This is a genomic window from Paenibacillus sp. OK003, from assembly GCF_900109515.1.
GTDB classification, from domain to species: domain Bacteria; phylum Bacillota; class Bacilli; order Paenibacillales; family Paenibacillaceae; genus Paenibacillus; species Paenibacillus marchantiae.
This window is the reverse complement of record NZ_FOBD01000015.1, coordinates 149,403-164,017: the sequence shown is the minus strand read 5'-3', so window position 1 is coordinate 164,017 and position 14,615 is coordinate 149,403. Positions and strand designations below refer to the sequence as shown.

Here is a 14,615-nt window from a genome sequence, read left to right as displayed (position 1 = left end):
ATTCCCTGAAAGTTGAATGAAAAGCAACTTATAGGAAATTGTAAACCAAATTATGTTAAAGTCAACGTATACCATGCGGGAGGGTGACAGCAAATGATCGTATATGAGAGAGAGCATGATTTTGTTTTGACCGCACAGCATGAGCATGGACTAGTAGCCGGAGAAATGGCTTCCCATTGGAAAACGGAGTTGTTAACGGATGAAGCGCATCGGGAAGATCTGATTCTTGCCGCAAAAGAGCATGATCGGGGATGGATTGAACTGGATTCTGCTCCATTCTGGAATGATTATAGTCAGATACCGTATTCGTTTCGTGATTTTCCGCTACGTCCTCGATTTGTATTTTACCGTAAAGGTATTGAAGAGGTCCGTGAGAAAAACCTGTACGCCGGGTTGTTGTGCAGCATGATGTATACAGAATTGTTTCAAAAGAATCTGGGTGCTAATGCACATGATGATGAAGATATCAGGGAGTATCTAAACGATGAACTGGAACACCAGTTACGCTGGGAACAGCAGCTTGGTGGCGGTGAGGCGTTGAAACTCAGGCTGAAAAGTGATGTGGAAATTATGCTTTTTTGTGATCAGCTCAGTCTTTTTCTCTGTATGGAGGAACCCGGAACACCTGCTGCACGTTATGATTTTTTCGCTGATGGACTCGGCTGTACCTTCGATGCCTGTTCAAGGGAACTTATTCATGCTGAGTGGCTCTCCAATGAGAAAGTAGGATTGTCTTTTGTACCGTTTGATGAGGACTTTACGGTCGTTATGCCTTACAAATCGGTGCCAAAAGCAAGTATCCGCAAATTTGGTCTGCTGCAGGCTTATCGCCGTGCCGAGTGGAAAGAGCGCCGGGTGTTAATTACAGGCATGAGATGAGTATCGCCTTTTCGATATTTGGTTCAAAAACAGAACATTGCATACATCAAAAAGAGGCGGGCCTCCGAAATTTCCGGTGTCCGTCTTTCGTATGCGTTTATATCCAAATGGACTTTGTAGAAGTTAGGAAAGTTAAGATGGATTCGGAATAGAGATTGAAGCAGGAAAATCTATCTACGTACCAGAAGTGTTAGTGTACTACGAAGTATATAAGCTTAATTCAACAATTACACAAGAACGGAGAGGACAGAGAAAACCTGGGAAATAAGGATTGGAAAGTTCTTCTGTCGTCGTAGTGAATATGTGTGAATTGCAAGGAATTAGGTTTTGTATAAGGCAACTGGGAGGATAAACATGGACACTAGAACTGAGATTTTAACGATGTGTATGGTATGGGACAAACGGAATGATCAGGTGCTATTAATGAATCGACCGAACCAAAAAGGATTTCCTGGATACATTGCTCCTGGCGGGAAAGTTGATTTTCCGGAAAGTATTGTAGATGGTGCCGTGCGAGAAGTGAAAGAGGAAACAGGACTTGTGGTGAAAGAAATTACATACAAAGGTCTTGATGAATTTTGTGATCCGGAGCAAGGATTGCGTTATATGGTCTTCAACTACGTGGCTACTTCTTATGAGGGAGAGCTATTGAACGAGCCGCCGGAAGGCGAACTGTTGTGGGTGTCTCTAGGACAGGCGCTTGAGCTGCCCATGCAGGCTTGGTTTGCAGAACGTTTCCCGCGATTTTTTCAAGCAGGTACGTTTGAGCGGAGTGTGATCTGGGAGAAATCAACCGGACGTACACTGAAAGAGACGTTTATGGTGTATAGCGATTCGGTTCTTGAATAGAGTGAAGTTAAATAATTCAAAACGCTCAGGAGGAGGAAGCATTTATGGGATACCAGCATGCACTGGAAGGATACATTGCAGCAACCAATACACATGAGTTTGATGAGGTAAGCAAATGGTTATCACCGGTTGCCGTATATTGGTTTACGGGAACGTCTTGTACTACCCTTAACGAAATTCGGGCTTATTTTGAAAACGCTTGGGAGACAGTCAAGGATGAGGTATATCGTGCAGAAGATGTCACGTGGATTACGACTGGCGAAGAACAGGCGGTCTGTATTTATACCTATCACTGGAAAGGAATGTATCAAGGGGAGCCGGCTGCTGGAAAAGGTCGGGCTACCAATGTTTTTGTTGCAGGCATCAACGGAGAATGGAAATTAATCCACGAACATTTAAGTGCGAGTGTATAACGTGAGGAATAGAACGTTGCGTTGTTATAACAGTCTACATGAATAAAGCTAATAATTAAGGCTTCTATTTGAAGCATGCCTCATATTTTATCAGCCAATTCTATATATTTATATCCAGATATTATGATATAATGAAGTTTACTTTTTAAAAGGAGAGGACTTGCTATTATGGATATTACATTTCGTGAATCGCTGGAGGGAATAGGTATCGACCAACTTAGCGGGGATTTTTTCGAAGGTTGGCCAAACCCTCCATCTACGCCTACATTTCTGAAGCTGCTGGAACAATCCTATGCTGTCGAACTGGCTGTTGATGAAGATACCGGGAATGTGGTGGGTTTTATTCAAGCGATTTCAGATGGAGTTCTTAGTGCATATATTCCATTACTGGAAGTGCTGCCGGAGTATCAGGGTAAAGGGATCGGAACAGATCTCATCAAGCGTATGTTTAATCGTCTGGGTGATCTCTATATGATTGATCTTCTGTGCGATAACGAACTCCAGGAGTTCTATGAGAAACAGGGCATGCAAAAAGCATCTGGCATGGTGATTCGTCATTTTCAAAATCAGGATGGAGCGGTAAATAGCTAATAGATTTGGTGAACTAGATGGTTGAAATAAAGTATAAAAATCGTTCCGGAGTAACCCGAAGTTATAAAAAGAGAAAAATATGAATTCAGACCCAAACCTTTATATACGGAAGGTTGTTATATATTTGGTGATCTAGTCATACATAGGCTTCTGCAAACGGGACGTAAATGAATATGTACGAGGAAAAGGTGGAGATTGGTGTGAAATTGTCGTTCCGGATTTTGGACTGGGAAGAAGAAAAACCTTATGGGCTTTTATTGATGGCTGATCCGTCCAAAGCCATAGTTGACGAATATCTGAGTCGCGGTGTTTGTTTTATCGCTGAATATGAAGGGGAAATGGTAGGAGAGTTTGTCTTGCTGAAGACGCGTCCAGAGACGGTTGAGATTGTTAATATTGCCGTACAGGAAGAATTACAGGGACAGGGCGTTGGCAAACACATGATCAAGGAAGCGATAGAAGCAGCACGCAGGCTCGGTGGTCGAACGGTAGAAATTGGGACAGGCAACTCAAGTTTTCATCAGTTGAAGCTGTATCAACGCTGCGGTTTTCGCATTATAGGGGTTGATCGGGACTTTTTTGTGAAACATTATGAAGAAGAGATTATAGAAGATGGTATTCGCTGCGTCGATATGATTCGTTTGGCTCTGGATCTGGATACCGTGGCAGAGGAGAATAAGAAGTGAAGATATATCGCCTCAAATCAAAGGACCGTCGCAGCATCACCGCTTACGGCAGTGAGGGAGCAGAGATTACGCCGATACTCCGAAGCACAACAGCCTGCCACGTAGCACAACTGAAACTGTCTGCAGGAGGAAGTGTAGGTTTGCATCCAGCAGTGGGTGAGCAGGTGTTTCTGGTGCTTGAAGGCGAAGGTTGGGTGGAAGGCGAGACAGGCGAACGGGTAGCGATACGATCAGGAGAAGCTGCGTATTGGACCAACGGAGAGAATCACCAATCTGGCTCGGATAAAGGGTTAACCGCATTGTTGATTGAGGGTGAAGAACTGATTGTTCGGTTATCGCTAGAGTCGGGAGACTCTTAGATAGGGGTGATGATTTGAGTGTCTGGGTCATTGTTATTATTATTGGAGTGATATTTGCTCCATCGTTCTATCAAATGAATAAGCGTATTCGTAGATTGGAAGAGCAAGTTAGGCATCTTTCAGACGAGAGGAAGAACCTTTAAGTGGATCGGTACACACACATGGGGGTATACGGTTTAGTCACTTGGGAGCAAAAAGTCCTGTTAATACATAAGGCGAGAGGGGCCTACATGGGCAAATGGGATTTGCCTGGAGGAAGGTTGGAGTTTGGTGAGCAACCGGAGACCGCCCTACACCGTGAGATCGAGGAAGAGACGGGTCTTTCCAATCTACAATTGGTGATTCGTTCTGCGGAATCGAACGTATTGGAGTGGGTTCACGAAGGCGAGCCGGAAGAGCTGCACCATATTGGAATTCTATACGATGTATATTTGACAAGTGCAAGTCAGCCTTATGAAATCAAAAGGGAACCGGATGGCGAAGATTCACTGGGCGCACAATGGTTTACTCTGGAAGAGGTCGGAGCGTTGTCGTTGACGCCATTTGCAGCGTATATGATTAGAAATAGTGGAGTGTTAGGGTCGTCAGGTAACAGTTTTCAGTGAACGATTTTGATAGAAATCTATTATGTTTTGAATTTTAGGGCTGGTCAAATGGGAAAGAATCGTTTATTCTGTGATAGATAGATTACATTTTTTTCAATTGAATAGGACTGACACCTTAAAGCATAAGGCTATGAATCTGCGGATTCGTGGCCTTTTTTTGTATTTTTAAGGGTGAATTGGGTCTTTGGAAGGGGAGGTTGCATGCCTTGTAGGGATGGGGATTGCTGAAAAATAATACCAAAAGCCTAGATTTGCATGGTAGAATATTGATGATTATGACAAATTTAGGTTTTGGTTTGAAGAGTAGTACGAGTGCTGAAGAAGCAGAAGTTTGCCCCATACTAAGGTACATAGGAGAGTGAGTAGATTTGAAGAAGCAGATGAGATTAAACGGTAGTAAATCAAAAAGGAATGTGTTAATAGTCGGATTGTTGACGACGGCTTTGCTGGCAGGAACGCTGCTGACTCCTGGAACCGTGGGTCTGGTGTCTACTGTGGATGCTGCTGCAAGCACGAATGGAGCGGGTACAACAGCTTCTGCGCTTACGAAGTTTAAAGATATCAAAGGGCACTGGGCGCAAGCTACAATTGTTAAAGCCTATGATAAAAATCTGATTTCCGGTTACCAGGATGGTACGTTCCGCCCCAATGCCAAAATCACCCGTGGTGAGTATGCTACACTTCTCAGCCGTGCAACCAGCTTGGAAAAGGTACAAGGAGAGAATCCTTTTGCTGATCTCAAGGGACACTGGTCTGAATCCGCTGTGACACAGTTGGTGGGCCAAGGTTTTATTAACGCTAATGATTATCCCAAAGGATTCAACCCCAATGCCGAGCTGACACGCTACGAGATGATGAAATGGATTGCCAACGGACTGATCAAGTCGGGAACCAGTTTCCAGGATGCTTTTGACGATACCCAAAATACACTGCTACCTACCCCTGAAGTGAATCGGGGAACGATTCGTGCAGAGCAAATTCCTTATCTTGCACTTGTTCGCGGGACTGGCATTGTCGGTGGATTTGAGGATGGTTCCCTGAAGCCCGCTGATCCAACAACTCGAGCTGAAGTGTCTGCCATTTTGCTGCGTTATATGGATGTCGAGGGTACCGATGCAGGGAAGTACAGTGATCTGAATGAAATGCGTGAGGTAGGCACAACAGGAACGAATTTAACGACGATTAGTAATTACTTTTATACTAAAAATTCTGTTACGGTAAGTGATCTATCTAAGGGAGATATAACTCTCTATAATAATTCCGGCATACTTCGACTGCATCGAATTATTGTAGTAGATGTTACGAAAGGCACGCCGAAAGGGGTTTACTCATCACTGTTTATTGGTCCCGATTCCATTCAGTTTCCAGGAAGCTACATGACATTTGCAGATATTTCGTTTACATCCAATATAGAAAAATCGAATCTCTTAGCTTTTAGCGGTGGTCTAGACAGTGCATTGTTAAGATTTAATCGTATGGATGTTAAACATGCCGAAAAAAATGGATTCATAACTATTCCAGAGATGTCTAGTAATCTTATAAAGAAAGATGTTAAAAAACGTTTTTGGACTTCCTCTGTGCTCGTGGCAAAAGGTGGCTCTTATTATTTAAAAGCTAACAACAATGATTTAGTTCAAATTCAGAACATGTAGTTTCTTCAAGGCGGTGAGTGAGTACTGAAACTCCATTATAAATTAATGCTAGTATTTAACGTTATGTTTTTAATTGTAGGTGCTATGGGTACATTTTATCTTCCAATTCAAGCAGCTACCAATGATCCGTACGGTCCAAAATCAATGAAGAGTCCATCTGTCCTGACCGTAAAATCTGCACCAAGAGTTGCTAATCCAGGTGTTTATTGGTATCAGCTTGATGATGGAAGTTTTAAAGCTGAACATACTACTGGGCCTACTTTCTCTAGAAACTTGAATCCCTTGTCTTGTTCGTCTCCTTATCCTGACGAAAAAGATATACCCGATGAAGTTGACTTTTCCAATTGGCCTGCTACTCAATGGAATGAATATAATGGATATCCTATAACTTCATCAGTTCTTAAGTCTATAAGAATAAAAAGTGTTACTTATCAAACCAGATTACAGCAAACTTCTTATACAGGAATTGGTGAAACGGTAATACGAAGAGATAGTACCATTGTAAAAATCAACACAAAAACAGGAGGGAATCATTCAGTAAGTGATCGAACAGAGTTCGAAAATGGTGGTAAAACTAATCAAAATTGTGTGAAGCAAGTAGTAGCCTACCATACACCAATGGACATCATCTGGGAAGGGGATCTCGAAGAAGAAAAGAAAATCGACGTAACCCCAGATTCATCTCTAACGGTTGGACAAACAAAGCAGATGAAAGCGGAAGTCAGTACCCGAAATTATGGTGCACCTAAATTTAGTGACGGCATCGACGTAAGTCGGCGCGAAGCTGAGACCACCTGGTGGTCATCCGATCCGAGTATTGTGAGTATTGAACCCAAAACAGGGATTGTTAAGGCTGAAAAGCCGGGTACTGCTTTTGTGCGTGCAATCTGGAACAACGGCACATATCTCATCTCGGATACGGCTGACATTACGGTAACGTCTGAACCAGGACTCATTGTGAACCTGCCAAACGCATGTAAAGCAGACACAGCTACACCGCTGCAAGCGAAAGCTATCCTGACCAAGTCAGATCTTTCTGTTCATGAGCTTACCGCTCATCCCAAATTGACCTGGCAAAGCTCCAATCCAGCAGTAGCGACCATAGGTGCAGATGGGAAAATGACGATCAAGGGAATCGTCGGCAGCACCACCATCACCGCGCGCTTTGTGGACACTGCCCAGCAGTTGGATGAGCAAGGGACGCAGGTGTTAGATGTGAAGGAATGCTCAGGCAATGGAGGAGACGGGGAAACTGATCCAGGTAACGGTGGTGTTGTAGGTTGCCCTGTGACCATCAGTCCCCCTAATAAAGGAGCTTTAATTGAATCGGCTGTCATGGACCCATCCGTCCGGGGTGTGCTGAAGGCTGATGATCGGGGATCTGAGAAGTTTGAGGTCACCCGCGGCATCCCGACTTCTGAAGATCTCTATGCAAATGTCATGGCTAAAGGATACTTGTTCCAGCACCGTTGGGTGAACATGACGGGAACAGTGACTTATACGGTCAACGTAAAAAAGAAGTATCACAAAACATGGACGATTCCGGGCAGAGCCTCGACAGGACCTAATGATCCAGGCACACCTCCACAACCTAAGGAACTAGACGTTCCTGTGGAAAAACCAATGCAGGTCATCCGACAATATAGTTATTGGCAGATTGATAATTTGGAAGTCTATCAGCTAAATCAAGCTACGATATCCAATTATGCACTTGGTGGCTACGGTGGTACAGTAACGCTGACTCCAAACGGATATACACCGCCGACCTTACAATCGGCTAATGATGATGCCGTTACCGCACATGTGAAACCTGCACCTTGCAAGGAAATCGACCTTGGCACTGAAACAAAGTCAGGCGGTGACAGCGAGCCGCCTACACCTGATGAAACGTCATTGTTCCAATCTAAAGCGGAGACTGAGGTTAAAGAGAACACTGTAAATAATGACAAGGTAGTGTTTAATGGTACCACTGTGATGGATCCTGCTTCGATGGATAAGACTGCTCCGCGACCTGGGACAATCCCTCAGCCTGGTATGATCAGTGACAACGTGCTGTACCAGAATCGTTTAACTATTCAGAATACACTGGTCAACAAGGCGGACCAACCGACAACGGGCGAGATCGCATATGGCTTGATTCCTGGCAACATTAAAGGCGGTCAGGATCAGAAGTTTTCTATTCAAGGAATCAATTCTGTCACGGTGCACACGCCTGTCGTTAACTACGCCTGGGTGTCTGATGATCAGCCGCATAACCAGAAAACAGTGCCTGATCCGACCAGTTCGGCACTTATTTTGGAACGACCATTTATCGTACGCATCCCGACCTCAGGGCAGCATCAGGACGCAAACAGTTACCTGGGTTATGGCAATAGGGACTATGCTAAGTATTTTCGCATCAAGCAGATTCGTTTCCCATTTGACGTCTATAACGCCGATAGGAGTCAGTTCATTCCAGCCAAGACTTGGGTGGACATTCCGGTTAACCAACTGGATACCATTTTCTATCTTCCAGTATGGGTGGATGAAGGACATTACCGAGTTGAATTTCGCAATATTGCGGAAAATGCTCCTTCGACATTTACCGAACAGCAGGATGCCAACACCAATCTGACCCATCATGTCGCGGCAGATACGGTCCCGGTGGAGGTTGTTGGGCGATTGTATGATTTTCACGTTACGGATATCGCCGATTATAATTGGGAGAACGTGTTCCGCAAGCAGCTCGGGAGTTCGGAGCCGACAGGAGTGAGCTACTGGACAGGACTTAACCGTATTGATGGTGATCCGCGAGGGAATCTGGCACCATTCGTGTTACCTGTTCGCCCAGGCAGTCATCCTGTGCAGGGTTTCAGTAATATTGCGGTGAAAACGGGTTACCATATCAAGTTCGATCTGAAAACAAAAGGCAATATGTTTGGCAAACAGGATGGTGTTCGAATTACTCCAACATTCTACTTTGTGAGCAAAGACGGCTCTTCCAGACGAGAAGTCGATCTATACTACCACCGCGGTCAAGAGCGACTTATCAGGATAGGATCGGCGCAGGATTTGGAGAAACGGTTTGTTGTTCTGAACTCGAGATTGCGTAATGTACCCGGTACGGAATTGGGGGATACGGCGCGTTATCAGTATACGTATGAACTGACAGCCGATGAACGTAAACAGAGATCACTCGCCGATTATATGGTTACGCTTGTAGATCAAACCTCTCACCAGAAAACGTGGGTAGGCCGCTATGACTGGATGATCCTACCCGCTTCCATTCGTACACTGATTGGACCCAAGACAGACATTCCTTCGGGTGTTAGTGTGGACCGAGCGAATGCGGCGATCCAGCGTTGGTACGGAGAATACAGCCTGCCTGCAGATGTATATGTCGTGCCGAAGGGAACCAATCTCGAATCGCTTGCCAGACAAAATCAACTGGATGAAAAGGCTTCTGTATTTCTGAAGGACGGATATATCGTGGTCAACTTTAATATAGAGACACTTCGAGATGGGAATACAGAAGCTCCACACCTGCAATACATTTATGCTCCTCTGATGAATCAGTGGCAGATGGAGGGTTTCAATAACAGACCAGTAGACAGTCAAGGCCGAACTTGGCACCTCAAGGATGGCGATGTGGTCTTATATCACGCAGATCAGTCCAGCCGGAGCGATTTCCAGTCTCAGGTGCCACATTAGAAATGAAAGACTGTCAGCCTAAATAAACCAATTCAAAAAGAAGCCGCCCGGATGCTTTTACGCATTACAGGCGGCTTTTGGTATATAACATTTAATTGCAAGCAACACCCATTTTTTTGGTGATTACCAAGCCAAATGGTTAATATTTATCTTGACGGTTTGTTTTTGAACATTATGGACCACAATTCTAAATAAGGGGGCTGCAAATCGGGCGAAATCTGAAATTGTGTATAAACCATCGCAGGATAAGCGTTTAACAACAAAACGGCATACAATCAGAGCACATTTGTGGGTCGCAAATGTTCGAATTATTCGATTCATCTAATTTATGCATCAATTGAACTAAAAATAGGAAATGCTCCTGAGCGTAAAAGTTTATAGAATAGATATTAGAACACGGACTTCACTTGAAAAAGTTGAGGAAGGTGTAACCCTCGAACGGATCAGGACAGTATTCGACATCTGTGCGACGGTATATACAATCATCAGTTTACTATGATTTTGAAAACGCAGACAAACCTTGACGGGAGCGTCGGAACAACGTTACTACCACCAACAGCACGATTATTGGACTTCATGAAAAATTTAGCTTAAAATGTTGAACGAACGCAAATTACGGCTTAGTCAATGATTTCCGTCAAAAACTTATGACTAAATCAAGACGGAGGGAACGTCGATGACGATCGAGGAAGGCAACAAGAAACCCTGGGAAAGTTACTATGGCCCGAATATGGGATACGTACAGGAACAATATGAATTATACTCCCAAGACCCGGGTGCAGTTACACCGGCTTATCGGGAATTATTTGAACAATGGGGTGCACCGCCGATGTCTGGCAGGGATGCACATGCAGCCTCGTATTCTGGCAATGCCCAAAAGGCTTCCGGAAGCGTGGATATTCAACTATTACAGAAAGCGGTTACAGCAGGGAAACTGGTAATGAATATTCGTACCTATGGTCACCTTGCGGCCGATATTGATCCCCTTGGAATCAGTGAAGATTCAGATACTTCTTTGCTTGAACCGAAGCATTTTGAATTGAATGAAGAAGATTTGAAAGCTCTGCCAGCTTCCCTGATCTGGGAAGGTGCAGATGGACAGACGGTAACAGGATTGGATGCCATCCAGCGCCTGCGGCAAATATATACGGGTCCTATCGCTTATGAATTCAGCCATGTGCATGAGGTTCATGAGCGGGAATGGCTGAACCGCCGTGCAGAATCTCGTACTTCGCCGGCACCGCTTAATCCAGAGGAGCGTAAAGCTTTGCTGGAACGTTTGGTTGAAGTGGAGCAATTTGAAGATTTCCTCCACAAAACATTTGTTGGGCAAAAACGTTTTTCCATTGAAGGTAACGACGTGTTAGTCCCTATGCTGGATGAAGCAGTCCGAATTATGGCACACGCTGGTTCCAGCCATATTCTGATGGGGATGGCTCACCGTGGTCGATTGAACGTACTTGCTCATGTACTGGGCAAGCCGTATAGCAAAATTTTCTCTGAATTCCATCATTCTCCGAACAAGGATTTGGTTCCTTCCGAAGGTTCAACAGGAATCAATTACGGTTGGACGGGGGATGTCAAATATCATCTGGGCGCAAACCGTTATGTAAAAGACGGTGAAACAGTACAAGCGCGTCTTACGCTTGCCAATAACCCGAGTCACCTGGAATATGTAAATCCGGTTGTACAGGGCTTTGCACGTGCAGCACAGGATGACCGACGTGATCCGGGATATCCGAAGCAGGATGTAACCAAAGCGGCAACCATTCTGATGCATGGTGATGCGGCTTTCCCTGGGGAAGGTATTGTAGCAGAGACGCTCAATTTCAAAGCATTGCCTGGTTACCAAAATGGCGGAACAATTCATATTATCGTGAACAACCGTCTGGGATTCACAACAGACAGCAGTGATTCACGCTCAACGTATTATGCGAGTGACCTTGCCAAAGGATATGAAATTCCTATTGTGCATGTCAATGCAGACAATCCGGATGCATGTATCGCAGCTATTCGTATGGCAGCGGAATACCGTAACCTGTTCAAAAAGGACTTCCTGATTGACCTGATCGGTTACCGTCGTTATGGTCATAACGAAACGGATGATCCAGAAACAACACAGCCGACGGTGTATGACAAAGTAAAAGCTCATCCAACGGTTAGTCACTTGTACCAGGATCATCTGAAAGAGGAATCGGTTATCGACGATGCCTCCATCAACAGCATTCGTGAAGCTGTGACGAACCGCTTAAAAGAAGCATACGAGCAGATGAAGAACAATGAAGTACATGAATATTACCAACGTCAAATTAGCGAGCCAGAAGCCGTTTCGATTATTCCAACTGCGGTACCACTGGAAAATCTGCGGACAATTAACGCAGACTTGCTGAAATGGCCAGAGAATTTTAATGTGTATCCGAAGTTGCAGCGTATTTTGCAGCGCAGAAGCACATCTCTGAACGAAGGTGAGAAGGTAGACTGGAGTCTTGCAGAGACGCTTGCGTTTGCTACCATTCTTGCGGATGGCAAACCGATCCGGATCAGTGGACAGGATGCAGAGCGTGCAACGTTTGCCCATCGGAACTTGGTGTTGCATGACTCCGAGAATGGTGCGAAATTCTGCCCGCTGCATCATCTGCCACAGGCAAGAGCTTCCTTCGCTATCTACAACAGTCCGTTGTCTGAGGAGTCCGTTGTTGGTTTCGAATACGGATATAACGTCTACTCACCAGATACGCTCGTAATCTGGGAAGCGCAATTCGGAGATTTTGCGAACTGCGCACAAGTTATTTTTGACCAGTTCGTATCTGCCGGTCGTGCCAAATGGTCACAAAAATCCAGTCTGGTTATGCTGCTTCCGCACGCGAACGAAGGTCAGGGACCTGAGCATACAAGTGCTCGTCTGGAACGTTTCCTGCAGCTCTGTGCAGAAGACAATATGACCGTTGCGAACTTGACAAGTGCATCGCAATATTTCCATCTGCTGCGTCGTCAGGCTTCGTTGACTGAAACGGAAGACGCTCGTCCGCTCGTTATGATGTCGCCGAAAAGTCTTATTCGTAATCCTCGTGTCGCTTCACCTGCAACAGAGTTCAGCGAAGGCAAGTTTGAGCCTGTGCTGGAGCAAGCAGGGTTGGGCACGAAACCGGATCGCGTAGAGCGTATCATCTTGTGCAGTGGTAAAATCGCCATCGATCTGGAAGATGCTTTTGAGAAAGATAAAGCAGATTGGTCTTGGCTTCACATTATTCGTGTCGAACAGCTGTATCCGTTCCCGGCGGAAGAAATCAAGCGTGTACTTGCACGTTTCAGCAAGCTGAAAGAGCTGGTGTGGGTACAGGAAGAAAACAAAAACATGGGTGCCTGGACATACATGGAGCCTCGTCTTCGTGAAATCGCGCCAGAAGGAACAACCGTTAAATACGAAGGTCGCCCGGAACATGCGAGTCCTTCCAGCGGTTATCAACTTGTGCATGGCATGGAGCAGCAACAGATCATTACATCCGCATTGAAGCAAACGACGAAGAATAATATTCCACTGGGGAGGTAACAGCTGTGAGTGAAATTAAAGTACCTGCAATGGGTGAGTCGATAACGGAAGGAACTGTATCCAGATGGCTGGTCAAAGAAGGCGAAACCGTTAATCAGGGTGATGTTCTTCTGGAACTGGAAACGGATAAAGTAAATATTGAGATTAGTGCTGAAGAGAGCGGTGTTCTTGAGAAAATTGTTCGCCAGGAAGGCGAGACTGTAGAAATCGGTGAAACGATTGGAACACTCTCGGCAGGAACTGGAGGAGGAAGCGGCGCGCCCGCTTCCCAACCAGCAGCAACGGAGCAGAAACTAGCAGCTGCTCCTGCACCGGAAGCTCCAATTCCGCCACCAGCACCCGTTGCTGCAGCAGCACCGGAGTCCTCGGATAGCAGCTCGAAGACAGCTTCACCGTCTGCTCGCAAACTTGCACGTGAGCGTGGTATTGAGCTGGATCAGGTACAGAGCAAGGATCCGATTGGTCGGGTTTATCAGGATGATGTGAAAACTCACAACACGCAGGCTGCCGCTCCTGCAGCGCCTCCTGCTAAAGCTCCCGCTGCAGCACCTAGTGCTCCGGCAGCAGGTGGCTCCACCTATACCAAACCAGTAGAGCGTCAACGCATGTCTCGTCGTCGTGCTACCATTGCGAAACGCCTGGTAGAAGCACAGCAGACTGCAGCGATGTTGACTACGTTTAACGAAGTCGATATGACGGCAATCATGGATGTTCGTAAACGCCGTAAGGACAAGTTCAAAGAGAAACATGAAATCAATCTCGGCTTCATGTCCTTCTTCACCAAAGCGGTTGTAGGCGCACTGAAAAAGTTCCCAACCATTAACGCGGAAATTGATGGCGAAGATGTAGTTCTCAAAAAGTACTATGATATCGGTATTGCGGTATCTGCCAAAGAGGGCCTTGTCGTACCGGTGGTACGTGATGCAGATCGTCTTGGCTTCGCTGAGATCGAGAAAAGCATTGCTGACCTGGCGTCCAAAGCGCGTTCCAACACGCTGGCGTTGTCTGATCTGCAAGGAGGAACCTTCACCATTACCAATGGCGGAACGTTTGGCTCCCTGTTGTCCACACCGATTTTGAATACACCTCAAGTAGGTATTCTGGGTATGCACAAAATCCAGCTTCGTCCAGTAGCGATTGATGCAGAGCGGATGGAGAACCGTCCGATGATGTACATCGCCCTGTCGTATGATCACCGTATCATTGATGGTAGCGAAGCTGTACGTTTTCTTGTGACGGTAAAAGAATTGCTTGAAGATCCAGAGTCTTTGCTGATCGAAGGGTAATCCATAACGATTAACATTAAATTGCCATCTTATAAATAAAAAAAAGAAAGCCCCT

General features: G+C 45.5%; 11 protein-coding genes. All 11 read left to right on the top strand.

What is annotated here, in order from left to right; translation table 11 throughout:
• Positions 1–93 precede the first annotated feature (93 nt).
• The 11 genes from BMW94_RS22370 to odhB all read left to right on the top strand — a co-directional run bounded on the left by BMW94_RS22370 (position 94) and on the right by odhB (position 14,560).
• Positions 94–879: a DUF3891 family protein gene (locus tag BMW94_RS22370; RefSeq protein ID WP_091001101.1), complete on the top strand. Its 786-nt coding sequence runs from the start codon at positions 94–96 to the stop codon at positions 877–879.
• A gap of 354 nt (positions 880–1,233) precedes the next feature.
• A complete protein-coding gene (locus BMW94_RS22365; protein ID WP_091001100.1) occupies positions 1,234–1,728 on the top strand; it encodes an 8-oxo-dGTP diphosphatase in 495 nt (164 codons plus the stop codon).
• 44 nt (positions 1,729–1,772) lie between these two features.
• On the top strand, positions 1,773–2,141 hold the full coding sequence (locus BMW94_RS22360) for a YybH family protein (RefSeq protein ID WP_091001099.1): 369 nt from the start codon (positions 1,773–1,775) through the stop codon (positions 2,139–2,141).
• A 168-nt stretch (positions 2,142–2,309) separates the two neighbouring features.
• Positions 2,310–2,732 carry a GNAT family N-acetyltransferase gene (locus BMW94_RS22355; RefSeq protein ID WP_368086934.1) on the top strand — a complete coding sequence of 141 codons (423 nt, stop codon included), beginning with the start codon at positions 2,310–2,312 and terminating at the stop codon, positions 2,730–2,732.
• Positions 2,733–2,905: 173 nt separating this feature from the next.
• Positions 2,906–3,418 carry a GNAT family N-acetyltransferase gene (locus BMW94_RS22350; protein WP_254790323.1) on the top strand — a complete coding sequence of 171 codons (513 nt, stop codon included), beginning with the start codon at positions 2,906–2,908 and terminating at the stop codon, positions 3,416–3,418.
• Positions 3,415–3,777: a cupin domain-containing protein gene (locus BMW94_RS22345; RefSeq protein WP_091001098.1), complete on the top strand. Its 363-nt coding sequence runs from the start codon at positions 3,415–3,417 to the stop codon at positions 3,775–3,777. Before BMW94_RS22350 ends, BMW94_RS22345 begins: the two co-directional genes overlap by 4 nt.
• 161 nt (positions 3,778–3,938) lie before the next feature.
• A complete protein-coding gene (locus BMW94_RS22340) occupies positions 3,939–4,382 on the top strand; it encodes an NUDIX domain-containing protein (RefSeq protein WP_254790324.1) in 444 nt (147 codons plus the stop codon).
• Positions 4,383–4,750: 368 nt separating this feature from the next.
• Positions 4,751–6,034: an S-layer homology domain-containing protein gene (locus tag BMW94_RS22335; RefSeq protein WP_091001096.1), complete on the top strand. Its 1,284-nt coding sequence runs from the start codon at positions 4,751–4,753 to the stop codon at positions 6,032–6,034.
• 588 nt (positions 6,035–6,622) lie between these two features.
• Entirely contained in the window at positions 6,623–9,724 is a 3,102-nt protein-coding gene (locus tag BMW94_RS22330; protein ID WP_254790322.1) for a DUF5704 domain-containing protein, read from the top strand.
• Positions 9,725–10,400: 676 nt separating this feature from the next.
• Complete coding sequence (locus BMW94_RS22325; protein WP_091001094.1) at positions 10,401–13,274, top strand: 2-oxoglutarate dehydrogenase E1 component; 2,874 nt, start codon at positions 10,401–10,403, stop codon at positions 13,272–13,274.
• A gap of 5 nt (positions 13,275–13,279) precedes the next feature.
• On the top strand, positions 13,280–14,560 hold the full coding sequence (odhB, locus tag BMW94_RS22320) for a 2-oxoglutarate dehydrogenase complex dihydrolipoyllysine-residue succinyltransferase (RefSeq protein WP_091001093.1): 1,281 nt from the start codon (positions 13,280–13,282) through the stop codon (positions 14,558–14,560).
• The last annotated feature ends 55 nt before the right edge of the window (positions 14,561–14,615 follow it).

Bases quoted from the DNA above. Each gene is read 5' to 3' on its own strand.
- BMW94_RS22365 (WP_091001100.1), top strand. From the start codon at position 1,234: ATGGACACTAGAACTGAGATTTTAACGATGTGTATGGTATGGGACAAA.
- BMW94_RS22370 (WP_091001101.1), top strand. From the start codon at position 94: ATGATCGTATATGAGAGAGAGCATGATTTTGTTTTGACCGCACAGCAT.
- BMW94_RS22350 (WP_254790323.1), top strand. From the start codon at position 2,906: ATGTACGAGGAAAAGGTGGAGATTGGTGTGAAATTGTCGTTCCGGATT.
- BMW94_RS22360 (WP_091001099.1), top strand. From the start codon at position 1,773: ATGGGATACCAGCATGCACTGGAAGGATACATTGCAGCAACCAATACA.
- BMW94_RS22340 (WP_254790324.1), top strand. From the start codon at position 3,939: ATGGGGGTATACGGTTTAGTCACTTGGGAGCAAAAAGTCCTGTTAATA.
- BMW94_RS22355 (WP_368086934.1), top strand. From the start codon at position 2,310: ATGGATATTACATTTCGTGAATCGCTGGAGGGAATAGGTATCGACCAA.
- BMW94_RS22325 (WP_091001094.1), top strand. From the start codon at position 10,401: ATGACGATCGAGGAAGGCAACAAGAAACCCTGGGAAAGTTACTATGGC.